The organism is Streptomyces sp. NPDC054796, assembly GCF_053611545.1.
Map to the genome: position 1 here is coordinate 1 of NZ_JBSHAO010000080.1, position 20248 is coordinate 20248.

The window sequence follows — 20248 nt, forward strand, 5'->3', positions numbered from 1 at the left end:
ACGTCGAAGACACCCCTCAGGGGACGCCCCCGCGGTGTCTCGCGATACGCGGCGGCGCCGGTGCGTGCAGACGGCGCACGGCGGCCGGTACGCGATGACCTTCCATCGAGCGAACCAACCCCCACGAGGATGAGTCTCATGCCCGAGACGGCACGGGAAGGGCGGCTCGCCGCCGCGTTCGTCCAGCTGGTCGACACCTCCGACGACGACTACGACGTCAGCCATCACCTCCACTCCTTCGTCCGGCACTGCGTCGAGCTCCTCGACGTCACGGCGGCCACCGTGGTGCTGATCACCGCCAAGGGCGCCACCCGGCTGGAAGTGGCGACCTCCGACCCCCACACGCACGATCTGGAGTTCGCCGGACTGGCCTGGGACGAGGGCCCTGGCAGGGACTGCCTGTGCCACGGCGGGCCCGTACGCGAGATCTCCCTGAGCGAGCCGAGCAGCTGCACCGCCTGGCCGCGCTTCGTGCCCGAGGCGGAGAGCCTGGGCGTCACGTCCGTGGTGACGGCGCCGCTGAGCCTGCGCGACCAGGTCATCGGCGTGCTCACCCTCTGCCGCGACCGCCGCCAGCCGCTCGCCGCCGACCAGTTGCGGCTGATCGAGGGCCTGGCGCGCGCCGCGGCCATCGGCGTGCTGCAACGGCGGGCGGCGGAGGAGCGGGACACCGAGGCCGCGCGCATCCGGGCGGCGCTGCGCTCCCGGGTCGTGGTCGAGCAGGCGTGCGGGGCGCTGGCGCAGCGCCGCCGGATCACCGTCGACCAGGCGCTGCGGGTGCTCCAGGTCTACGCACGCAACCAGCGCCGCCGCCTCACGGACATCGCCCGCGAGGTGGTCGAGAGCACGACGGACCTGGCCGTCTCCGGCTCCGGGGCCTGAGCGCGCCGGACCCCGCCGCGTCCCCGACGGGCCTGGTGGGGGCCGGTGCGCCGCCGGTGCGCGCGGTCTGTCGGGAACGCCACGCTGGGCGACGGAACAATCACGGCTCTTTCCTTCGTTCTTCCCTCTGCACTAGCGTGCGGGTTTTGCTAAAGCATTACCCTGTAGGCAAGGCCGTGCCGTGCGGCCATGGAGGAGTGAGATGAGGAGCAGCAACCCGGTCTTCTCGCGACGGGGGTTCAGCCGCGACAACGGCTATGCCGGTTTCAACGCCACACAGCAGCCGCAGGCCGGGAACCCGTACGCGACCAACCCCTACGCCCAGCAGGCCCAGACCGCCGGGCAGCCGTACGCGGCTCCGGCACCCGCCCAGCCGCAGGCCGGGCGGATGACGATCGACGATGTCGTCTCGCGCACCGGCATGACGGTGGGTCTCGTCGTCGTCGCGGCAGCCTTCGCCTGGATCACCGACCTCTCGCTGGGGCTGGCGATCGGCGCGGCGCTGGTCGCGATGGTGCTCGCGCTGGTGCAGTCCTTCAAGCGCAAGGCCGTGCCCGCGCTGATCCTGGCGTACGCGGCCTTCGAGGGCCTTTTCCTCGGCGCCATCAGCAACTTCATCGACGGTTATGTGAACGGCGCGGCCATGCAGGCCGTGCTCGGCACCATGGCGGTGTTCGCCGCCGTCCTGGTGATGTACAAGACCCGGATCATCCGCGTCACCCAGCGGTTCTACCGCTTCGTGATGGCCGCGGCGATCGGCTTCATCCTGCTCATGGGCGTGAACCTGCTGTTCGCGGTCTTCGGCGGCGGTGACGGCCTCGGCTTCCGCAGCGGCGGCATGGGCATCCTCTTCGGTGTCATCGGCATCGTGCTCGGCGCGCTGTTCCTGGCCCTCGACTTCAAGCAGGTCGAGGACGGGATCGCCTACGGCGCTCCGCGCGAGGAGTCCTGGCTGGCGGCCTTCGGGCTGACGCTGACCCTGGTGTGGATCTATCTGGAGTTCCTCCGGCTGATCGCCATCCTCCAGGGCGACAACTGACGCGCGCGTAGCGCGTCGCGCGGCGGCTCGTCCGCGGCCGTGTGACGTATGGCGTGTGACGTATGACAGCACGGAAAGGGCCCGTGAGGCGTTCGCGTCTCACGGGCCCTTCGCGTGGCTGGAGTTCCTGGGTCCTCGGCCCTCGGGGGAACGGACTGTCCGTGAGCTAGAGATTGCGCGCGGCGCGGCGCAAGTCGTACTCGTGGACGATGGCCTTGGCGTGGCCGTAGGCGAGGTTGTGCTCACCGCGCAGCCAGCTCACCTTCTCCTCGAAGCGGAAGAGAGAGGGGCCTTCATCGACTGTGCGGAGCCAGTCGGAGATCTCACGACCGGTGCAGTGCGGGATTCGGGAGAGCATGTTCCGGTGGGTCTCTGGGGAGAAGACTTGGGACATCGGCGCCTCCGGACGCTTCCTTTTGTAGTCCTTCCCGCCAAGGTGCCTGAGCGTTGAGGCGTTGGCAACAGTCCGTGGGAGGCGCATAGGCTTGCGAAGTGCTCGATACGACTGCGCTGATCAACGCCGTGGACCGGCTCGCCGACCGCCTCAGGGCCACCCCGCAGAGCGCCCTGCTGAAGGGCGCGGCGGCCGAGGGACTGGCGCTGGCCAGGGAGTTGGCACGCCGTGCCCAGCTCCTGGAGTGCCCGGGACGCGCCCCGTACGAGGTGCCCGAGGGCGGCATTTTCTCGGTCGGTGACCAGCTCGCCGTCGCCGGGCACGATTTGGCCGAAGCGCTCGCCTCGCACGGCGGAAGCGGAGCGGAGAGCGGCGCTCAGGTTCACCAGGCGGAGCAGGCGCGGCAGGCGGAGCGGGGCCTGGCGGAGGCGCTGGCCCTCGTCGAGGGGGGCACCCGCCGCTTCGGGGGCTCGGCGGTGGGGCCTGTCGGCAGCCGCTGACGCTCTGTCCGGCGCCGACCCCGGCGTCCCCCCCCCGGCTGTCCCGCTACAGGGAGGCGATGACGCGGTCCGCCAGCAGATAGGCGGTCTGGTCCTCGCCGTAGGTGAAGGTGAGGGAGTACGCGCCGGAGACGCCGGAGCCGCCCATGAGCGTCGGCGTCTCGCCCCGGCGCAGCGCCTCGGAGAGCCGTTCCGCTGTCTCGCGGTGGCCGGGGGACAGACAGACGGTGGTGCCGTCCTCGAAGACGTACACGTCGAGCGTGCCCAGCGGGCCCGGGCGCACGTCGGCCAGCGGCGTACGGGACAGGGCCAGCTCGTTCAGCCGCTCCAGCGTCCGTTCGCGGTCCGCGACCGTCGGCGCCGTCGCCGGGGCGGGCGCGGGGACGACGGGGTCGCCGTTCAGGTTGAAGTCCGGGTGCGAGGGGTGGCGGCGGCGGGCCGCGGCCAGCTCGGGCGACTCGCGGCCCGGGAGCGCGGCGGGGCCCACGGCCTCCGGGGGCTCGGGGCCCTCGTCGTACGCACTGTCGTCGTACGCGCCGTCCTCGGCGGCTGCCGTGCCGTCGAGCGGGCCCGGCCGCCCGTCGAAGGCGGCGTCGTCGTCTCCGCCTCCGTCGCGGTCCCGGCCGGGGTCGCGGTCGGCAGACTGGCGGGGGATGAAGATCTCGCCCTCGTAGGCGTCGTACGCGGCGCCGTACGGGCCGCGGGGACCGGCGAGGCCGTGCGGCCCGTGCAGGTCCTCCAGCGCGTCGCCGTCGAGACGGCCGTCGAGAAGGGCCTCCAGCAGGTCCGCGTCGAGGCCGGAGATGCCGGGCGCGATCTCGTACTCCGTGCCGTGGCCCGCCAGCAGGGCGCCGCCGTCGACGCCCGCGTCCCGCGCCTCCTGCGCGGCCCAGAAGGCACGCGCCTCGGCGAGTTCGCGCTCGCGCTCCTCGGCGAGGGCCTCGGCGACCGCCGCGCGGATCTCGTCGGCCGAGGCGGCGGTACGCGCCGCGGGCACGGTGGCCGCAGCCGTGTCGGCTTCCGCCCCGGCCTCGGTCCCGGCCGTCGCGGTGTCGGGGGTGGTACGGGCACTGGCGCTCGCCGTCGCCGTGACTCCGTCTTCCAGCCGCGCGCGCAGCGCGGCGACCTCGCGATGCAGACCGCGGACGGTGTGCAACGCGGCGCCGCCCAGGGCCGTGGCCAGGGCCGCGGTCGCGAGCAGGGTGAGGGATATGGCGCTCACTGACGTTCTCCCGGTTCCGTTTCGATCCCCCCGAATTCCTACCGCAGCTTTGACCGGCAGGTTTATCGAGTCCTCTCGACCGTAGTGCAAAACGGACTGAATGGGACAGGTGAAATGAGGGCCCGTCACCGCGCGCAACGCCCTCACCAGCGGAAACGGGGCGCCCCCAGGGGATATATCACATCCTGGGGGCGCTTCGGTCTCACAGCTATATAGGAATGCGTGCCGCGACGTGAGCTGGGTAACAATTCCGCCCACTTCGCGTCATTACGGGTTCTGGCCGCGGTTTTCCCGGGCGGTGGAAGCGGGCCCCGGGACCGGAGCCGGAGTTCAGCTCAGGCGCTCCAGCACCATCGCCATGCCCTGGCCGCCGCCCACGCACATCGTCTCCAGGCCGAACTGCTTGTCGTGCCACTGGAGCGAGTTGATCAGCGTGGTGGTGATGCGCGCGCCGGTCATCCCGAAGGGGTGGCCGACGGCGATGGCGCCACCGTTGACGTTCAGCCTGTCCAGGTCGATGCCGAGGCCCTGGTAGGACGGGATGACCTGCGCGGCGAACGCCTCGTTGATCTCGACCAGGTCGATGTCCCCGACCGACATGCCCGCGCGGGCCAGCGCCTGCTTGCTCGCCTCGACGGGACCGTAGCCCATGATCTCCGGCGAGAGCCCTGAGACGCCGGTGGACACGATCCGCGCCAGCGGCGTCAGGCCCAGCTCGCGCGCCTTGGTGTCCGACATGATCACGAGCGCGGCGGCGCCGTCGTTGAGCGCGCAGCAGTTGCCCGCCGTGACGGTGCCGTCGGGGCGGAAGACCGGCTTGAGGCCCTCGACGCCCTCCAGCGTCACGCCCGGCCGAGGGCCGTCGTCCTTGCTGACGACGGTGCCGTCGGGCGTGGTGACCGGGGTGATCTCCCGCTCCCAGAACCCGTCGGCGATGGCCTTCTCCGCGAGGTTCTGCGAGCGGACGCCGAACTCGTCCATCTCGCGGCGCGTGATGCCCTTGTGCCGGGCGAGGTTCTCGGCGGTCTGGCCCATGGCGATGTAGACGTCGGGCACGTCGCCGCTCTCGCGCGGGTCCGTCCAGTTGTCCCCGCCCTGCTCGGCGCGCGCGGCGGTACGGGCCTCCGCGTCGGCGAAGAGGGGGTTGTGCGTGTCGGGCATCCCGTCGGAGGAGCCCTTCACGGAGCGCGAGACGGTCTCGACGCCCGCCGAGATGAAGACGTCGCCCTCACCGGCCTTGATGGCGTGCAGCGCCATGCGGGTCGTCTGGAGCGACGAGGAGCAGTAGCGGGTGATGGTGCAGCCGGGGAGGTGGTCCATCCCCATCTGCACGGCGACGACGCGGCCGAGGTTGTGCCCCTGCTCGCCCCCCGGCAGGCCGCAGCCCAGCATGAGGTCGTCGATCTGGGTGGGGTCCAGCTCCGGCACCTTGGCGAGTGCGGCCTGGACGATCCCCGCGGTCAGATCGTCGGGGCGTACGTCCTTGAGGGACCCCTTGAAGGCACGGCCGATCGGCGAACGGGCGGCCGACACGATCACTGCTTCGGGCATCACGGCTCCAGAGGGGATGTGGTGGGCACGGCTGTGGCGGGGACCGCCATGCCCGGAAGCTACCCGCACGTATGGCCTGGGTCACGGGCCGTACGGTGTGATGCGGGACTCTTTTCTAAGCGCTTGCTTGGTCGGGCGTGCCCGCGTGGCCTCGCGTCCGTCGGCCCGTGCGCGTCAGGCCGTGCCCGTCGCGCCCTCGCGCGGGGGCCGACGGGAGGGGTCAGGCCGCGCCCGGTCTGTCGGCCTCCTCGTGGGTCTCCTCGCGGGCGTCGGCGGGGGCGTCGGCACGGGCATCGGCGCGGGTGTCGGCGCGCGTGGGGGCGACGTCCTCGGCGGGGGGCAGCCGCCGCCTGCGGCGGTGCTTCAGCAGGGCCCAGGGACCGCGCACCGCCGCGACCTCCGTGCCGCCCTCCGCCGCCGCCTCGGCCGCGGCCCGCGCCACCGGCAGGATGCCCTCGCGCCGGGACGCGTCCGGACGCTCGTCCTCCGTGGGCCACAGGCCCAGCGCGGCGCACAGCGTCGGCAGGACGGCCATCGCCGCCGTCGCGTAGCCCTCGGCCGAGGGGTGGTAGTTGTCGGGGCCGAACAGCTCGCGGGGGTTCGCCGTGAACTCGGGGCCCAGCAGGTCGCCGAGCGAGACCGTACGGCCGCCCTCCTCCACCACGGCGATCGTCTGCGCCGCGGCCAGTTGACGGCTCAGCCGCCGCGCGATCCAGCGCAGCGGCTGCCCCACGGGCTCGATCGAGCCCAGGTCGGGGCAGGTGCCCACCACCACCTGGCACCCGGCGGTGCGCAGCCGCGCCACCGCGTCGGACAGCAGCCGCACCGAGCGCGCGGGCGGCATCCGGTGCGTGACGTCGTTCGCGCCGATCATGATGACGCAGACGTCGGGCGCGTGGGAGAGGTCCCGCTCGCTCAGGAGCAGGCCCACCTGCCGTTCCAGATCGTCGGACTGCGCGCCCGGCAGCGCCACGTTCCGCAGCTCGACGGGACGCTCCGCCACCGCCGCCAGCGCGGAGGCCAGCAGCGCGCCCGGCGTCTGCCGGGCCCGGAAGACGCCCTGCCCGGCCGCCGTGGAGTCACCCAGGAAGCCCAGCCGCAGCGGGCGCCCCGTCACGCTGCGCGCGAAGACGGACCCGTACAGTCCGTCGGCCATCGGCGGCTGGTCGTCGGAGCCGCCGACCTTGCGCTTGGCGAGCTGGACCTCCGTGACCAGCAGCCCGATCGTGGCGCCGCCGAGCAGGCCGATCCCGCCGCCGCCGTACGCTGCCGCGGTCGCGATCCGCCGAGCCACTCTCGCTGTCGCCGCCTTCGACATCGGCATCTTCCTGGTCCCGCCTCCTGGCTGGTAGTTGGGCGCGGACGCCGTGCGTCCGCACTGTGGGTCGAGGAGGTGGGCGCTGTGCGCGCGCCCCGTCAGCACGCTGGTTCGCGCCCCTCAACACTGTGGTGCCCGCCACAGCCCGCCGTGCAACGCGCCGCCAGGGTGCGCATGTTGCGCAATAAGGTGACGCTACGGGTTAGCAACGTCGCCACCCCCTGACACGCGGAGACCGGAGATCACGGTGCAGTATCACGAGTCCATGATCGAGCTTGTCGGCAACACCCCGCTGCTCAAGCTGAACAGTGTGACCGACGGAATCCAGGCCACCGTCCTGGCCAAGGTCGAGTACTTCAACCCCGGCGGATCCGTGAAGGACCGCATCGCGCTGCGCATGATCGAGTCAGCCGAGGCGTCCGGTGAACTGCGCCCGGGCGGCGTGATCATCGAGCCCACCTCGGGCAACACCGGCGTCGGCCTCGCGATCGTCGCCCAGCAGAAGGGCTACCGCTGCGTCTTCGTCTGCCCCGACAAGGTCTCGACGGACAAGATCAACGTGCTGCGCGCCTACGGCGCCGAGGTCGTGGTCTGCCCGACAGCGGTGGACCCCGAGCACCCTGACTCGTACTACAACGTGTCGGACCGCCTGGTACGGGAGACCCCCGACGCCTGGAAGCCCGACCAGTACAGCAACCCGAACAACCCCCGCTCCCACTACGAGACGACGGGCCCCGAGCTGTGGGAGCAGACGGCGGGCCGGATCACCCACTTCGTCGCGGGCATCGGGACCGGCGGCACCATCTCCGGCACGGGCCGCTATCTGAAGGAGGTCAGCGAGGGGCGCGTCACCATCGTGGGCGCCGACCCCGAGGGCTCCGTCTACAGCGGCGGCTCCGGGCGCCCGTACCTCGTGGAGGGCGTCGGCGAGGACTTCTGGCCGGACGCGTACGACCGCGAGGTCACCGACGAGATCGTCGCCGTCTCCGACAAGGACTCCTTCCAGATGACGCGGCGGCTGGCCAAGGAGGAGGGGCTGCTCGTCGGCGGCTCCTGCGGCATGGCCGTCCAGGGCGCGCTGGAGGTGGCGAGGCGGCTCGGGCCCGACGACGTGGTCGTCGTGCTCCTCCCGGACAGCGGGCGCGGCTACCTCAGCAAGATCTTCAACGATGACTGGATGAACGACTACGGATTCCTGGAGGAGGGAGAGCCCACGGTCGTACGGGTGGCGGACGTCCTCCGCCACAAGGAGGGCCCCATCCCCTCCCTCGTCCATATGCATCCGGAGGAGACGGTCGGCGAGGCCATCGAGGTGCTGCGGGAGTACGGCGTCTCGCAGATGCCCGTCGTCAAGCCGGGCGCGGGGCACCCCGACGTGATGGCGGCCGAGGTCGTCGGCTCGGTCGTGGAGCGGGAACTCCTCGACGCGCTGTTCGCGCAGCGGGCCTCGCTGGGCGACCCCCTGGAGAAGCACATGAGCGCGCCGCTGCCGCACGTCGGATCCGGCGAGTCCGTCGGCGACCTGATGGCGGTCCTGGAGGGCGCGGACGCGGCCGTCGTGCTGGCGGAGGGCAAGCCGACGGGTGTCGTCAGCAGGCAGGACCTGCTCGCGTACCTGGCGCGCGAGGCGAAGTAGCCCCGGAGCCCGGGGCAGGACGCCGGAAACAGCCGGGGCCCCTCTCGTGGGAGGGGCCCCGGCGCGTGCCGCTCCCGTCAGTGCGGCCACGCGGCGGCTCGTTCCGCGGGGGACTGGTCGAGGCGTACCCGACGACCTCTCCTGGTCCGAGCCCTGGAACCCGCCTCGCGGAGTGCGTCCGCGTCCGGGACTCGCTCTGGGGCGTTGCCGTTCCGCACCACGAGTACAAGCCCTGACTCTCCGGGTGGAGTTCGTGCGGTTGAGCAAGAGCACGGGGGTACAGGGGTACGGCCGGGGCTGAAGGAGTTCTGAAGTGTCACGGCACGGAAAACCGTGGTTAACACCCGTCCGGCACATTGGAGTTTGTCGGCGTCACGGACCTCCGGAGCGGCTCCCGGACCTCCATGGACGCCCCTGGACGCGGCTGATCCCGATCGGCGCGCGTCCCGGCGGGGACCGCCGTCGTCCCGCCCCTGGCGCCGAGCGCCGGGGTGCGGCGGTCCCCGCCCCGTACGTCTTCCCGCACCGCGCCGCGGCGCACCGTCTCGCACCGCGCCCGCCACTCCGTGGCGACTGTCCGGGCCCGCTTCCGCCGTTTCGCTGAGGGCAGCCGGGCCAGTTGATTCTTAGAGCTCTAATGGTTAGAGTTCTAATTGTTGGGGTGGTCGGAGCCGATCATGAGGATTCGACGTATGGACGCACGGGACACGACACCTGCCGGCAGTCTTGAGCTGATGCGCTGGATCGTGTGGGCGCAGCGCAAGAACGGCGAGGACTGGATCCGTGAGCGCGGGCTCAGCCATGAGCAGAGTGCCACGCTCGTCTATCTGGTCCGGAATCCCGGTGCGATCCAGCGTGACATCGCCCAGGTGAGCCGCACCAGCGCGGCGAGTGTGTCGAGTCTTTTGCAGGGGCTCGAACGCCGTGGTCTCGTCGAGCGGCGCACGGAACGCGGCAACGAGCGCAGCAAGCGCGTCTACGCGACACCGGCCGGAAGCGAACTCGTCGCCGGGTTCGACACTGCCATGACCACCGTCGAGGAGACGATCCTGGCCCCGCTGGACCAGACGGAGCGGGCCGCCCTACAGGCCCTGCTCGCGAAAATCACCGCGGACCTGCCGCAACCGGCCCAGTCCTGAACCATCGCGCGGCCCCGCCGCGCACCCATCCCATGCCCGCCCCACGCCCTCGCCGCGCCGGCGTCCACCGGCGCGCGCTCGACCCTGCCCGGAACACGCGACTCTGCTCGGAACAGGAGCCAACATGAGCACCCCGCACGTCACGGTCATCGGCGCGGGCCTCGGCGGCCTCACGCTCGCCCGCGTCCTGCACCTCCACGGGATTCCGGTCACGGTCCACGAAGCCGAATCCTCACCGACAGCCCGCACACAGGGCGGGATGCTCGACATCCACGACTACAACGGGCAGCTCGCCATCGAAGCGGCCGGGCTGACGGACGAGTTCCGTGGCATCATCCTTGAGGGCCGCCAGACCATGCGGATCCTGGCCCCGGACGGGACCGTCCTGCTCGACAAGGCCGACGACGGCGACGGCGGACGGCCCGAAGTCCAGCGCGGTGAACTGCGCCAGGTCCTGCTCGACTCGCTCCCCGCCGGCACCGTCCAGTGGGGCCGCAAGGCCCGCAGCGCCCGCTCCCTCGGAGAGGGCCGCCATGAGGTGACCTTCGCCGACGGCGGCACCGTCACCACGAGCCTGCTGGTCGGAGCGGACGGAGCCTGGTCACGGGTGAGGCCGCTGCTCTCCGGTGCCACGCCCGAGTACACCGGCATGTCCTACATAGAGACCTGCCTGTTCGACGTCGAGACGCGGCACCCTGCCGCCGCACGAGCCGTCGGCGGCGGCTCCATGGCCGCACCCGCGGCCGGCGGCAAGGGGATCACGGCCCACCGGGAAAAGGGCGGGACCATCCACACCTACGTCGTACTCCGCGAGCCCCAGGAGTGGTTCGCCGCCATCGACTTCACCGACGGGGCCGCTGCCGCCGCGCGGATCGCCCAGGAGTTCGACGGCTGGGCGCCTGAACTCACCGCCCTGATCACCGACGCCGACCTCCCGCCGCTTCTGCGTCCCGTCTTCGCCCTGCCCCTCGGGCACAAATGGGACCGGGTGCCCGGGGTGACCCTGCTCGGCGACGCCGCGCATCTCCTGGCCCCGAACGGCGAAGGCGCCAACAGCGCCATGTACGACGGCGCCGAACTCGGCAAGGCCATCGCCGCACACCCCGACGACATCGAGGCCGCCCTCAACCAGTACGAGGAGGCCATGTTCCCCCGCAGCGTGGAGTTCGGCTCCATCGGTGCGGAACTCCACGAACTCGACGGCGAGGACGTCGCCGAGGGCTTGATCGACATGTACACGGACAGCAGCAACTGAACGGGTCCGCAACAACGACCCACGCGCGGAGCAGCCACAGGACCGGCCGGACAAGTCCTGGTCCTACTCCCAGTCCGAGCCCTCGGACGAGGAGCGGCGGCGCGACGAGGCGCCGAAGTCGAACCAGGTGCGGCTCGCCTGGACCGCGTTGACGCCGACCACGCCCGCCCAGCACACCAGCAGCCCCGGCAACCCCCCGTTCACCACGGCGATCGCCGACAGCGGGATGGCCAGGACCAGCGAGGCGACGGCCAGACCGACGCGCGCGCCGAGGCCGTCGGGGTAGGTGTGGGGCTGCGCCCCGGGCGCCGGGCGGGCGCTGCCGCGTGCCACCACCATCTGCTGCTCGGCGAGCTGGCGGCGCACCCGCTTGTCGACCACGCCGTCGAGCCGCTGCTCGATCTTCTCCAGGAAGGAGTCGACCAGCTCGTCCTCGTATTCGGGGCCGAGTTCCTTGCGAGTCTGCAAGGAAGCGTCGAGTTCTCGCTTCAGCTCAGGATCGCGGGCTTCCATGGGTGTGGAGATTACGGCGTTTCCTTCGCGCTGACAGTGGGGCTAACCCCCCGTTCCGGGGAAGGTTCCAGGGCGGGTTCCGGGGCCAGGATCGTGTGGTCCGGGACGTGGGACGTGTCGCGGCGCGCCAGCAGCCAGTACAGCGCCGCCGGCACGGCGAGCCCCACGATCCAGGAGATGTCGGCGCCGCCCAGCGGACCCACCAGCGGCCCCGTGAAGAAGTGGGTGGCGAGAAAGGGGAGCTGGGCGACGAGGCCGATGACGTAGACGGTGAGGGCCTGCCAGCGGTAGGCGCCGTAGCGGCCGTGCGGGTCGCTCAGGGCCGGGAGGTCGTAGCGCTCCTTGGCGATCAGGTAGTAGTCCACCAGGTTGATCGCCGACCAGGGAGTGAAGAACGTCAGCAGGAACAGCAGGAAGTCCTTGAACGACGTCAGGAAGCTGTCCTTGCCGAGCAGCGCGACGACCGTGCCCGCCGCCATGATCCCCGCGATGTACGCGGCACGCCCCCGCGAGGACAGCGCCGCCTGCCTGCGGAAACCGCTGACGCTGGTGACCAGGGACATGAAGCCGCCGTACGTGTTGAGCACGTTGATGGTGAGCTTGCCGAGCGCGATGACGAAGTACAGCGCGGAGGCGATCAGTCCGGCGCCGCCGAGACCGACCACGTAGCCGACCTCGTGCCCGACGAAGGCCCCGCCCGCCGCGGACGCGGCGAGCGCGCCGAACGTCATCGACCACTGGGAGCCGAGCGCGCTGCCGCCCAGCGTCCACCAGAACGTCGCCTTGGCCGAGGTGGTGCGGGGCAGATAGCGGGAGTAGTCCGCGACGTACGGGCCGAAGGCGAGCTGCCAGGAGGCGGAGAGGGAGATGGCGAGGAGGAAGAGGGGCAGGTCGAAGGCGCGGTCGGCGAGGAGCGTGCCGAGGTCGGCGCGCTCCAGCAGCCGTATGCCGAGATAGACGAACGCGAGGGCGCAGATGACGGAGGCGACGCGGCCGAGTGCGTGGATGAGGCGGTAGCCGACGGCGGCGGTGACACCGGTGACCAGGGCGAAGATGACGATGCCCGTGGTGTCCCCGAGGTGCGTCAGCTCGCCGACGGCCTGCCCGGCGAGGACCGTCCCGCTGGCGAAGAAGCCGACGTACATCACGATGACCAGCACCAGCGGCACGATCGCGCCCCGCACTCCGAACTGGGCCCGCGAGGAGATCATCTGGGGCAGTCCGAGACGGGGGCCCTGCGCGGAGTGGAGGGCCATCACGGCGCCGCCGAGGAGGTTGCCGAGGGCGAGCCCGAGCACGGCCCAGAAGGCGCCGGAGCCGAAGACCACCGCCAGCGCGCCGGTCACCACGGCGGTGATCTGGAGGTTGGCGCCGAGCCACAGCGTGAACTGGCTGAAGGCGCTGCCGTGCCGTTCCGTGTCCGGGACGACGTCGATCGAGTGCTGCTCGACGAGCGAGGGGGCCATGGGGGTGGGGTCCTGCCTTTCGTGCGCCGGGGTCGGGTCAGGTCGGTTCGGGTCAGGTCAGGTCAGGTCAGCTCATGGCCCGGAAGCTGGTCGTCCGCTGCCCCTTGCCTGGCTGTATATAGTCATGCACGGTCGTGAGTGAATGAATAAAAGTCAAGGGGTGGGAGCGAAAGGGCGGCTGCTCTTGCCCGCTATTCGGTACGGGGGGGGGGAGGGGTGTCTCAGCAAAAGGCGTGGTGGCAGGGGGTTTCGCGTGCACCGTCTCGTATGGTGGACAGTGCGTGACGGATCGCCCCGGACGGCAGCGCGCTGAATAGCGCGGACACCGCCGCCCCCGTCAGCGAGCGCCACCGCTCGGCGTGCGCGCGCAGCGCCCCGTACAGTCGAGCCGACGAGAGCACAGAAGGAGACGACGGGATGAGCAGCGCCAGCGCGCGGTTGCTGAAGCTCTTCGAGGGGCACCGGCTGACGCCGACGCAGCGGCGCATCGCCCACTGCATGGTCCGGCGGGCCGCGGACGCGCCCTTCCTCTCCAGCGTCGAGCTGGCCGAACTCGCGGGGGTGAGCCAGCCCTCGGTGACCCGCTTCGCCGTCGCCCTCGGCTTCGACGGGTACCCGGCGCTGCGCCGGCACCTGCGGGAGTCGGCGCCGGACCCCGAGGCGGCCGGAACGGGCACGGGAACCGGCGCGGCGGGCGGCGCGGACGCGGCGGGCAACGAGTACCAGCAGGCGGTGCAGGCCGAGATCGACAACCTGCGCCACCTCGCGGCCCTCCTCGCCGACCCCGCGCCCGTCGAGCGCGCCGGACGGCTGCTCGCCGCCTCCCGCCCGCTGCCCGTGCTGGGCCTGCGGGCCGCCTCCCCGCAGGCGCGCGGCTTCGCCTACTTCGCCGCCAAGGTCCACCCCGATGTGCGGCTGCTGGACGAGGGCGGGTCGATGCTGGAGGACAGGCTCGACGCCTGCGTACGGGCCGGTGCCGGTGCCCTCCTGTGCTTCGCGCTGCCGCGGCACCCGCGCGAGACGGTGGCCGCGCTCGGCCGCGCCCGCGAGGCCGGGCTCAGCGTGGTGACGGTCGCGGACAGCGCCTTCGCGCCCGTGGCCCACCCCGACGACCTGCTGCTTCCGGCGGCCGTCGGCACGGGCCTCGCCTTCGACACCGCGTGCGCGCCCATGCTGCTGGGGCGGGTGCTGCTGGAGGCCATGGCCGACGAGCTGCCGGACGCGCAGGCGCGCCTGGAGGAGTTCGACGCGCGGGCGGCCGAGCGCGGACTGTTCATGGAGTGACGGGTCACGGGGAGACGGTCCCGCTGCCCCCCCCCTTGCCGTCCCGTGCCGCGCCCGCGGCGCTGAGCCGTCGTCAGAAACCTTTCTCCGGTGTCCAGCCCGGGTCCCGGCCCAGGAACGCGACGAGCCGGTCGCTGGGGTCCGCCTCAGCGGACACCCGGATCGCGGGCCCGAACAGCGGGTGCCGTGCCGCGGGTGCCGGGACGAGCTGCCGTGCCGTACGCAGCAGTACCGAGGCCAGCGCGGGCGGCACGGGCCGGGGCAGGCCCGTCGCACAGGCGATGTCCCAGCCGTGTACGGCGATCTCCAGCGCGCCCGTACGGGCTATGGCGGCTGCCGTCACCGGCAGGTCGGCCACGGCCACGTACCGGTCCTCCGGGTTCCCGGCCGCCGCCCACGCGCCGAGCACCCGTGTGGCACGCGAACGCAGCACGTCGGCCGGGCCCGCACTCCGCGCCCCGTCACCGCCGTCCGGCCCGACGGCACCAGCGGCACCGGCGGGACCCCCGTACCCGCCGTCACCACCGCCACCGCCACCGCCACCACCGGCACCGCCACCACCACCGCCACATCCCGGGTCCCAGCCCGCGCCGGGACCCGGCCTCGGCGAGGCGCCCGCGCCCGGTACGCCGACGTACCCCGCGTCGATGCCCTCGTACAGCGCCGCCAGCGAATCGCCGGTGTGCCGCAGCAGGGACTCCAGGTCCCACCGTCGGCACGGGGTGGGGCGGCTGAGCATCCGCGGGGTGACCGGGCGCACGGCACACAGCGCGTAGTTGACGGCTCGCTCAAGCAGCTCCGTTCCGGAATCCGGCGACCCGCTCATCACCGCGCTCCCCGCCCTCGCCCCGGCCCCGTCCCCGGCCTCAGCCCCGCTCGGACCGGTCCGACGGCCGGGTGTCCGCCTGGATGAACTGGAGGTAGTTGCCGTCCGGGTCCTCCACCGTCGACATGAAGCCCCAGCCGACCGCCTCGACGGGCCGGATCCAGCGCACGTGCAGCGAGTTCAGGTGCGCCTCGGCCGCGCGGATGTCGCGGACGCCGAAGTTGACGAGCTGGCGGCCCGGCTCGACGGTCTTCGCCGCGACGTCGTCACGGCGGTCGAAGCCCACGTACAGCCCCTCGGCGACGACGAGCATGTGCTCCTCCCAGCGCGCGCCGAGCGGTTCGAGCGCCGCCCGGTACCAGGCGACGAGCCGGTCCGGATCGGTGCTGCCGAGCACGATGCCGCTCGCGACCAGGTTGTCTTCACGCGCTGCTCCCGTGGTCGTCGCTTCGGTGGTCACTGTGCACTCCTCGGGGTCGCGGACGCTGTCCCCCGTACTGACCACCCGTCCAGCCGGAACTCATCGCTCTCGCGCCGCCCGCATCGCAAACCTGTTCACGGCCCACAGTGCGACGCCGATCAGGACCAGCACCCCGGCGCGGATGTAGACATCGGCGGCGCGGTCGGCCAGCGGGCTCGCCAGGATCAGCGCGGTGACGGCGCCGAGCACGGGCAGCGCGGTCGGGGTGCGGAAGTGGGCGTGGCCGACGCGGTCGCGCCGCAGCACCAGTACCGCCACGTTGACGACCGTGAAGACGCACAGCAGCAGGAACGCGGTGGTGTCGCCGAGCCCCTCGATCTCTCCCGTCGAGACGAGGCCGATGGCGAGGAGGGAGACGAAGGCGATGCCGACGACGGGCGTACGGCGCGCGGGCAGCACCTTGCCCATGGCGCCGGGGAGGATGCCCTCGTTGGCCATGCCGTAGCAGAGCCGCGAGGCCATCATCAGGTTGATCAGGGCCGAGTTGCTGACCGCGAACAGGGCGATGAGCGCGAACAGCTCGGGCGGGAAGGCCACCCCGCCCGCCTTCACGACCTCCAGCAGCGGGCCGCTGCTGGCCTCCAGCTTCCGGTGGTCGACGAGGAGGGAGGAGACCAGGGCGACGAGCACGTAGAGCGTCCCCGTCACGGCGACGCCCAGGAACAGGGCGCGGGGGAAGGTACGGGACGGGTTCTGGGTCTCCTCGGCCATGTTGACGGAGTCCTCGAACCCGACGAACGCGAAGAAGCCCAGTGCGGTGGCGCCGAGCACGCTGGTCAGCAGCGCGTAGCCGGTGCCGCCGTCCGCCGCGTGGAACTCGGTGAGGCGCGAGGGCTCGCCGTTGCCCGACAGCACGGCGTACACGCCGATGCCGATGATCACCAGCAGCCCGGTCACCTCGACGACGGTGAGCACGACGTTCGTCTTCACCGACTCCGAGACGCCGCGCAGGTTGAGCAGCGCGAGCAGCACGATGAACAGGATCGCCACGAGGGTGGGCGGCACGTCGACGAACTCGCGCAGGTAGTCGCCGCCGAAGGCGCGGGCGGCGGCGCTCGCCGAGGCGAGCCCCGAGCACATGACCATGAATGCGACGATGAAGGTGAGGAAGGGCATCCTGAAGGCGCGCTGGGTGTAGAGCGCGGCGCCCGCGGCCCTCGGGTACTTGCCGACGAGTTCCGCGTACGAGGCGGCCGTCAGCAGCGCGACGACGAACCCGATGGCGAAGGGCACCCACAGGGCCCCGCCGACCTTGCCCGCGACCTTGCCCGTGGTGGCGTAGATGCCGGTGCCGAGGATGTCCCCGACGATGAAGAGCGCCAGCAGCCTGGGGCTGATGGCGCGCTTGAGCGGTGTGGAGTCGACGGCGTCCGGGCCGTCCGGGTCTTCCGGGGTACGAGGTGTGGCCTGCATGGGCTTGTGGTTTCCCCGACGCGGTGATCCTTAGCGGGGCGGGGGCGCTGCGCGAGGCGGCCCGCATGGCCCACCCGCCGTGACAAGCGTCTCCGGAAACGGTTCAGGTGGTTGAGGATTGGAGGACTCCGGAGCAGGGTGGGCCCCTGGAGACGAAAGGGGACGACACCATGCCGCCGACACCCAGGAGCGCCCCGCCCTTCAGGGCCGACCACGTGGGCAGCCTGTTGCGCCCGCCCGAGCTGCGGCGGGCCCGCGAGGAGCACGCCGCCGGACGGATCGGCGACGCGGAGCTGACGGCCGTCGAGGACGAGGCCGTACGCGCCGTCGTACGGCAGCAGCGCGAGGCCGGACTGCGCGGCGCCACCGACGGGGAGTTCCGCCGTGCCTCCTGGCACATGGACTTCATCTACGCGCTGGGGGGCATCAGCAAGGTCGAGGACGAGTCGCTGCGGATCCGGTTCCACAACGCGGACGGCGACGTGGACTTCGCCCCGCCCTCCGCACGCGTGGACGGGCGGATCGGCCTGGAGCGGACCATCTTCGGCGACGCCTTCGCCTTCCTCCGGGACGCGGTCGCTGAGGACCAGACGCCGAAGCTGACCATCCCGTCGCCGAGCATGGTCCACTACCGGGGCGGCCGGGCCGCCATCGACGCCGAGCTGTACCCGGACATGGACGGCTTCTGGGACGACCTGACCGCCGCCTACGCGGCCCAGGTGCGCGGCGTGTACGACCTCGGCTGCCGTTACCTCCAGCTCGACGACACCAGCCTCGCCTACCTCAACGACCCGGAGCAGCGCCGTCACGTCGCCGGGATAGGGGGCGACCCCGAGCACCAGCACGAGACGTACATCGCCAACATCAACCGTTCCCTGGCGGGCCGCCCCGACGATCTGCGGGTGACCACCCACATGTGCCGGGGCAACTTCGCGTCGTCGTGGGTCGCCTCGGGCTCGTACGACTTCGTCGCCGAGGCCCTGTTCGGCGGCCTGGAGGTGGACGGCTTCTTCCTGGAGTACGACGACGAGCGCTCCGGCGGCTTCGAGCCCCTGCGCTATGTGCCCAAGGGCAAGCAGGTCGTCCTCGGGCTGGTCACGACGAAGAGCCCGGAGCTGGAGTCCAAGGACGCGCTCAAGCGCCGTATCGACGAGGCGGCCCGCTATGTGGACCTGGACCAGTTGTGCCTGTCCCCGCAGTGCGGCTTCTCCTCGACGCTGGAGGGCAACAAGCTCTCGGCCGAGGACCAGTTCGCCAAGCTGCGGCTGATCGTGGAGACGGCCGAGGAGGTGTGGGGCGGCGCGTGACCGGGGCCGCCGGGACCGGCGTCGCGCCTGCCGGGCTTGACTTCAAGTTCGGTTGAACTCCTAAGTTCATGATCCTCGGCCACAAGGACCCGTTCGGGGTCGGGCCACGAGAGAGGGGCTGAACCATGGAGTTCTCACACGACGACGCGGGACTGGCCAGGCAGCCGATCGGCTACTGGAGCTGGGCCGCGCACAAGGCGGTCGTCACCCACATCAGGACGCGACTGGCCGAGGTGGACATGACCCAGCCGCGCTGGTGGGTGCTGGGTCAGCTCCACGGCACGGAGGACGGCCGTACGCGCCAGGAGGTCACCGACGTCCTCCAGGGCTACCTGGACGTGGGCGGCGCGCTCCAGCCCGAGATCGACACGGTCATCGCGCGGGGCCTGGCCACGCAGGACGAGGAGGAGCGGCTGCGGCTTACCCCGCTGGGCGAGAAGACGTACGCCGCGTGCGCCGAACGGGTGGGCGGCGCGCTGGCCCGGGTGCACGACGGGATCCCGGAGGAGGAGTACGTGCGCACGCTCAAGGTGCTCCAGCGCATGATCCACAACGTGGGCGGCACCGCCTGGCACCAGTGACACCAGTGACACCAGCGACGGGTCCGTACCCGGACGCGGGTACGGACCCGGGTACGGGCCCAGGTGTCACCTGAGCGCGTCGCGGTGGGTGCCGCCCGACTCCGTGACGATGCTCTCCAGCGTCTGCGGCTCCCGCGCCGTGACGAACCGGACCCCGCCTTTGCCTTCGCCCTCGCCGTCCACGGTGAACCCGTAGACGCCGGGCCGGGGGAGGGAGTTGTAGCCGAAGGGGTTGGAGAAGTAGTACGCGCCCGTGTCGAGCAGGGCCACGTGGTCGCCCTCGGAGAGCAGCGGCAGCTCGCGGCCCCGCGCCACCAGGTCGCCCGCGAAGCAGCAGGGTCCGGCGACGTCCTGGACGGTGGGCTCCGTGGTGCGCGGGATGCCCTTGGCGTCGTAGGCGGCGACGCGCAGCGGCCAGGCGTCGGGCGTGAAGACGGTGCGCACGGCGACCTGCGTCCCCGCGTGGGTGACGGCGATGTGCCGCCCGCCGGACGACTTCGTGTACTCGACGCGTGCGAGCACCGTGCCCGCCTTGGCCAGCAGTGAGCGGCCGAACTCGGTGACCAGCCCGTAGCGCCCGTCGAAGAGTCCGGGCACGGCGTCGGCCAGGAGCCGCGCGTAGTCGGAGAAGGCGGGCGTGATCTCGTCGGAGGCGAAGTTGACGGGGAGTCCGCCGCCCAGGTCGAGGGTGTCGATCTGCTGCCGTCCGGCCGCCGCGTTGATCTCCTCGGCCAGCTCGTACGTGGCCCGCGCGCCCTGCGCCATCAGCTCCAGCGGGATGCCCTGGGAGCCGGTGTGCGAGTGCAGCCGGGTCAGCCAGGGGCGGTCGAGGTAGGCGCGTACGACCCACTCCCGCGCGCCGGGGTCCTGGAGCGCGACCCCGAACTTGGAGGTGGCGGTCGCCGTGCTCATCGCGTCGATGGCGCCGCCGCCCAACTGCGGGTTGACGCGCAGCCCGAGCGGCGCGCCCGCGCCCGGGGTGCCCGGGGCGCCCGGTCCGTCCGGGCCGACCAGGGCGTCGAGGCGGGCCAGCTCCTGCGGGTTGTCGGCGTTGAGCGCGATGCCCAGGGCGAGGGCCTCGCGCAGTTCGGCGCGGGTCTTGGTGGGCGAGTCGAGGACGGTGTGCGCGGCCGGTACGCCCGCGGCGCGGGCCAGCGCCAGTTCGCCGGGGCTGGCGACCTCGCACCCGATGCCCTCGTCGGCCAGCAGCCGCAGCACCGGTACGAGGGACGCGGCCTTGACGGCGAACGTGTGCAGCACGGGCTGCCCGTCGGCGGCCACCTCGTCGAAGGCGGCCCGCAGTTCCCTGGCGGCCTGCCGTACGGACGCGACGTCGAGCAGCGCGGCCAGCGGCGCCCGCTCGTCGCCGACCAGGCCGCTCTCCACGGCGGCGCGGACGGCGAGGTCGCGGCGGGCCGCGGGGGACATGGCGGAGGCCGGG

At 72.1% G+C, this 20248-nt stretch carries 19 protein-coding genes; 9 read left to right on the top strand and 10 right to left on the bottom strand.

Annotation, left to right across the window (positions count from 1 at the left end; genetic code table 11):
• The first annotated feature begins 138 nt into the window (after positions 1–138).
• Together ACWGJ2_RS36935 and ACWGJ2_RS36940 are read left to right on the top strand one after the other, a co-directional pair.
• Positions 139–882 (top strand): ANTAR domain-containing protein, encoded by a 744-nt coding sequence (locus ACWGJ2_RS36935; RefSeq protein WP_453350755.1) that lies wholly within the window; start codon positions 139–141, stop codon positions 880–882.
• Between the two features lie 202 nt (positions 883–1084).
• Positions 1085–1921, top strand: a complete 837-nt coding sequence (locus ACWGJ2_RS36940; protein WP_453350756.1) for a Bax inhibitor-1/YccA family protein — start codon at positions 1085–1087, stop codon at positions 1919–1921.
• 166 nt (positions 1922–2087) lie between these two features.
• On the opposite strand, the gene ACWGJ2_RS36945 is transcribed toward ACWGJ2_RS36940, so the two are convergent.
• Entirely contained in the window at positions 2088–2315 is a 228-nt protein-coding gene (locus ACWGJ2_RS36945; protein ID WP_453350757.1) for a DUF4287 domain-containing protein, read from the bottom strand.
• Between the two features lie 98 nt (positions 2316–2413).
• On the opposite strand from ACWGJ2_RS36945, the gene ACWGJ2_RS36950 reads away from it, so the two are divergent.
• Positions 2414–2815 carry a hypothetical protein gene (locus ACWGJ2_RS36950; protein ID WP_453350758.1) on the top strand — a complete coding sequence of 134 codons (402 nt, stop codon included), beginning with the start codon at positions 2414–2416 and terminating at the stop codon, positions 2813–2815.
• Between the two features lie 46 nt (positions 2816–2861).
• Here the strand turns inward: ACWGJ2_RS36950 and ACWGJ2_RS36955 are convergent, their stop codons facing one another.
• From ACWGJ2_RS36955 to ACWGJ2_RS36965, 3 genes are all read right to left on the bottom strand, one after another.
• Positions 2862–4037 carry a hypothetical protein gene (locus tag ACWGJ2_RS36955; protein WP_453350759.1) on the bottom strand — a complete coding sequence of 392 codons (1176 nt, stop codon included), beginning with the start codon at positions 4035–4037 and terminating at the stop codon, positions 2862–2864.
• A 330-nt stretch (positions 4038–4367) separates the two neighbouring features.
• Positions 4368–5588: an acetyl-CoA C-acetyltransferase gene (locus ACWGJ2_RS36960; RefSeq protein WP_453350760.1), complete on the bottom strand. Its 1221-nt coding sequence runs from the start codon at positions 5586–5588 to the stop codon at positions 4368–4370.
• A 220-nt stretch (positions 5589–5808) separates the two neighbouring features.
• On the bottom strand, positions 5809–6912 hold the full coding sequence (locus ACWGJ2_RS36965) for an SGNH/GDSL hydrolase family protein (protein WP_453350775.1): 1104 nt from the start codon (positions 6910–6912) through the stop codon (positions 5809–5811).
• Positions 6913–7153: 241 nt separating this feature from the next.
• Between ACWGJ2_RS36965 and ACWGJ2_RS36970 the strand changes: the two genes are divergently transcribed.
• The 3 genes from ACWGJ2_RS36970 (at position 7154) to ACWGJ2_RS36980 (ending at position 10936) form a co-directional block, all read left to right on the top strand.
• The gene (locus tag ACWGJ2_RS36970; RefSeq protein ID WP_453350761.1) at positions 7154–8542 is read left to right on the top strand and encodes a cystathionine beta-synthase; all 1389 of its coding nucleotides are present in this window, start codon (positions 7154–7156) and stop codon (positions 8540–8542) included.
• A 677-nt stretch (positions 8543–9219) separates the two neighbouring features.
• Complete coding sequence (locus ACWGJ2_RS36975) at positions 9220–9681, top strand: MarR family winged helix-turn-helix transcriptional regulator (RefSeq protein WP_453350762.1); 462 nt, start codon at positions 9220–9222, stop codon at positions 9679–9681.
• A 124-nt stretch (positions 9682–9805) separates the two neighbouring features.
• Entirely contained in the window at positions 9806–10936 is a 1131-nt protein-coding gene (locus ACWGJ2_RS36980) for an FAD-dependent oxidoreductase (protein ID WP_453350763.1), read from the top strand.
• 63 nt (positions 10937–10999) lie between these two features.
• Here ACWGJ2_RS36980 and ACWGJ2_RS36985 read toward each other — a convergent pair whose 3' ends face one another.
• Together ACWGJ2_RS36985 and ACWGJ2_RS36990 are read right to left on the bottom strand one after the other, a co-directional pair.
• Positions 11000–11449, bottom strand: a complete 450-nt coding sequence (locus tag ACWGJ2_RS36985; protein WP_453350764.1) for a hypothetical protein — start codon at positions 11447–11449, stop codon at positions 11000–11002.
• Between the two features lie 11 nt (positions 11450–11460).
• Positions 11461–12915, bottom strand: coding sequence for a purine-cytosine permease family protein (locus ACWGJ2_RS36990; RefSeq protein ID WP_453350765.1), 1455 nt, complete (start codon positions 12913–12915; stop codon positions 11461–11463).
• Between the two features lie 417 nt (positions 12916–13332).
• On the opposite strand from ACWGJ2_RS36990, the gene ACWGJ2_RS36995 reads away from it, so the two are divergent.
• Entirely contained in the window at positions 13333–14199 is an 867-nt protein-coding gene (locus ACWGJ2_RS36995) for a MurR/RpiR family transcriptional regulator (RefSeq protein WP_453350766.1), read from the top strand.
• Between the two features lie 73 nt (positions 14200–14272).
• Here the strand turns inward: ACWGJ2_RS36995 and ACWGJ2_RS37000 are convergent, their stop codons facing one another.
• From ACWGJ2_RS37000 to ACWGJ2_RS37010, 3 genes are read right to left on the bottom strand one after another with little or no spacing between them, the layout of a single operon-like run.
• A complete protein-coding gene (locus ACWGJ2_RS37000) occupies positions 14273–15025 on the bottom strand; it encodes a hypothetical protein (protein ID WP_453350767.1) in 753 nt (250 codons plus the stop codon).
• 40 nt (positions 15026–15065) lie between these two features.
• The gene (locus ACWGJ2_RS37005) at positions 15066–15485 is read right to left on the bottom strand and encodes a VOC family protein (protein WP_453350768.1); all 420 of its coding nucleotides are present in this window, start codon (positions 15483–15485) and stop codon (positions 15066–15068) included.
• A gap of 60 nt (positions 15486–15545) precedes the next feature.
• Entirely contained in the window at positions 15546–16919 is a 1374-nt protein-coding gene (locus ACWGJ2_RS37010) for an APC family permease (protein WP_453350769.1), read from the bottom strand.
• Positions 16920–17089: 170 nt separating this feature from the next.
• Here ACWGJ2_RS37010 and ACWGJ2_RS37015 point away from each other — a divergent pair, with 170 nt between their 5' ends.
• Both ACWGJ2_RS37015 and ACWGJ2_RS37020 read left to right on the top strand, forming a co-directional pair.
• Positions 17090–18226 (top strand): 5-methyltetrahydropteroyltriglutamate--homocysteine S-methyltransferase, encoded by a 1137-nt coding sequence (locus ACWGJ2_RS37015; protein WP_453350770.1) that lies wholly within the window; start codon positions 17090–17092, stop codon positions 18224–18226.
• A 125-nt stretch (positions 18227–18351) separates the two neighbouring features.
• Entirely contained in the window at positions 18352–18807 is a 456-nt protein-coding gene (locus ACWGJ2_RS37020; RefSeq protein WP_453350771.1) for a MarR family winged helix-turn-helix transcriptional regulator, read from the top strand.
• A 66-nt stretch (positions 18808–18873) separates the two neighbouring features.
• On the opposite strand, the gene ACWGJ2_RS37025 is transcribed toward ACWGJ2_RS37020, so the two are convergent.
• Positions 18874–20235 carry a diaminopimelate decarboxylase gene (locus tag ACWGJ2_RS37025; RefSeq protein ID WP_453350776.1) on the bottom strand — a complete coding sequence of 454 codons (1362 nt, stop codon included), beginning with the start codon at positions 20233–20235 and terminating at the stop codon, positions 18874–18876.
• Between the last annotated feature and the right edge of the window lie 13 nt (positions 20236–20248).

What these genes read in the sequence shown, in the direction of transcription:
- ACWGJ2_RS36935 (WP_453350755.1), top strand. Translation starts at nt 139, where the DNA reads ATGCCCGAGACGGCACGGGAAGGGCGGCTCGCCGCCGCGTTCGTCCAG.
- ACWGJ2_RS36940 (WP_453350756.1), top strand. Translation starts at nt 1,085, where the DNA reads ATGAGGAGCAGCAACCCGGTCTTCTCGCGACGGGGGTTCAGCCGCGAC.
- ACWGJ2_RS36945 (WP_453350757.1), bottom strand. Translation starts at nt 2,315, where the DNA reads ATGTCCCAAGTCTTCTCCCCAGAGACCCACCGGAACATGCTCTCCCGA.
- ACWGJ2_RS36960 (WP_453350760.1), bottom strand. Translation starts at nt 5,588, where the DNA reads ATGCCCGAAGCAGTGATCGTGTCGGCCGCCCGTTCGCCGATCGGCCGT.
- ACWGJ2_RS36965 (WP_453350775.1), bottom strand. Translation starts at nt 6,912, where the DNA reads ATGCCGATGTCGAAGGCGGCGACAGCGAGAGTGGCTCGGCGGATCGCG.
- ACWGJ2_RS36975 (WP_453350762.1), top strand. Translation starts at nt 9,220, where the DNA reads ATGAGGATTCGACGTATGGACGCACGGGACACGACACCTGCCGGCAGT.
- ACWGJ2_RS36980 (WP_453350763.1), top strand. Translation starts at nt 9,806, where the DNA reads ATGAGCACCCCGCACGTCACGGTCATCGGCGCGGGCCTCGGCGGCCTC.
- ACWGJ2_RS36985 (WP_453350764.1), bottom strand. Translation starts at nt 11,449, where the DNA reads ATGGAAGCCCGCGATCCTGAGCTGAAGCGAGAACTCGACGCTTCCTTG.
- ACWGJ2_RS36990 (WP_453350765.1), bottom strand. Translation starts at nt 12,915, where the DNA reads ATGGCCCCCTCGCTCGTCGAGCAGCACTCGATCGACGTCGTCCCGGAC.
- ACWGJ2_RS36995 (WP_453350766.1), top strand. Translation starts at nt 13,333, where the DNA reads ATGAGCAGCGCCAGCGCGCGGTTGCTGAAGCTCTTCGAGGGGCACCGG.
- ACWGJ2_RS37000 (WP_453350767.1), bottom strand. Translation starts at nt 15,025, where the DNA reads ATGAGCGGGTCGCCGGATTCCGGAACGGAGCTGCTTGAGCGAGCCGTC.
- ACWGJ2_RS37010 (WP_453350769.1), bottom strand. Translation starts at nt 16,919, where the DNA reads ATGCAGGCCACACCTCGTACCCCGGAAGACCCGGACGGCCCGGACGCC.
- ACWGJ2_RS37015 (WP_453350770.1), top strand. Translation starts at nt 17,090, where the DNA reads ATGCCGCCGACACCCAGGAGCGCCCCGCCCTTCAGGGCCGACCACGTG.
- ACWGJ2_RS37020 (WP_453350771.1), top strand. Translation starts at nt 18,352, where the DNA reads ATGGAGTTCTCACACGACGACGCGGGACTGGCCAGGCAGCCGATCGGC.
- ACWGJ2_RS37025 (WP_453350776.1), bottom strand. Translation starts at nt 20,235, where the DNA reads ATGTCCCCCGCGGCCCGCCGCGACCTCGCCGTCCGCGCCGCCGTGGAG.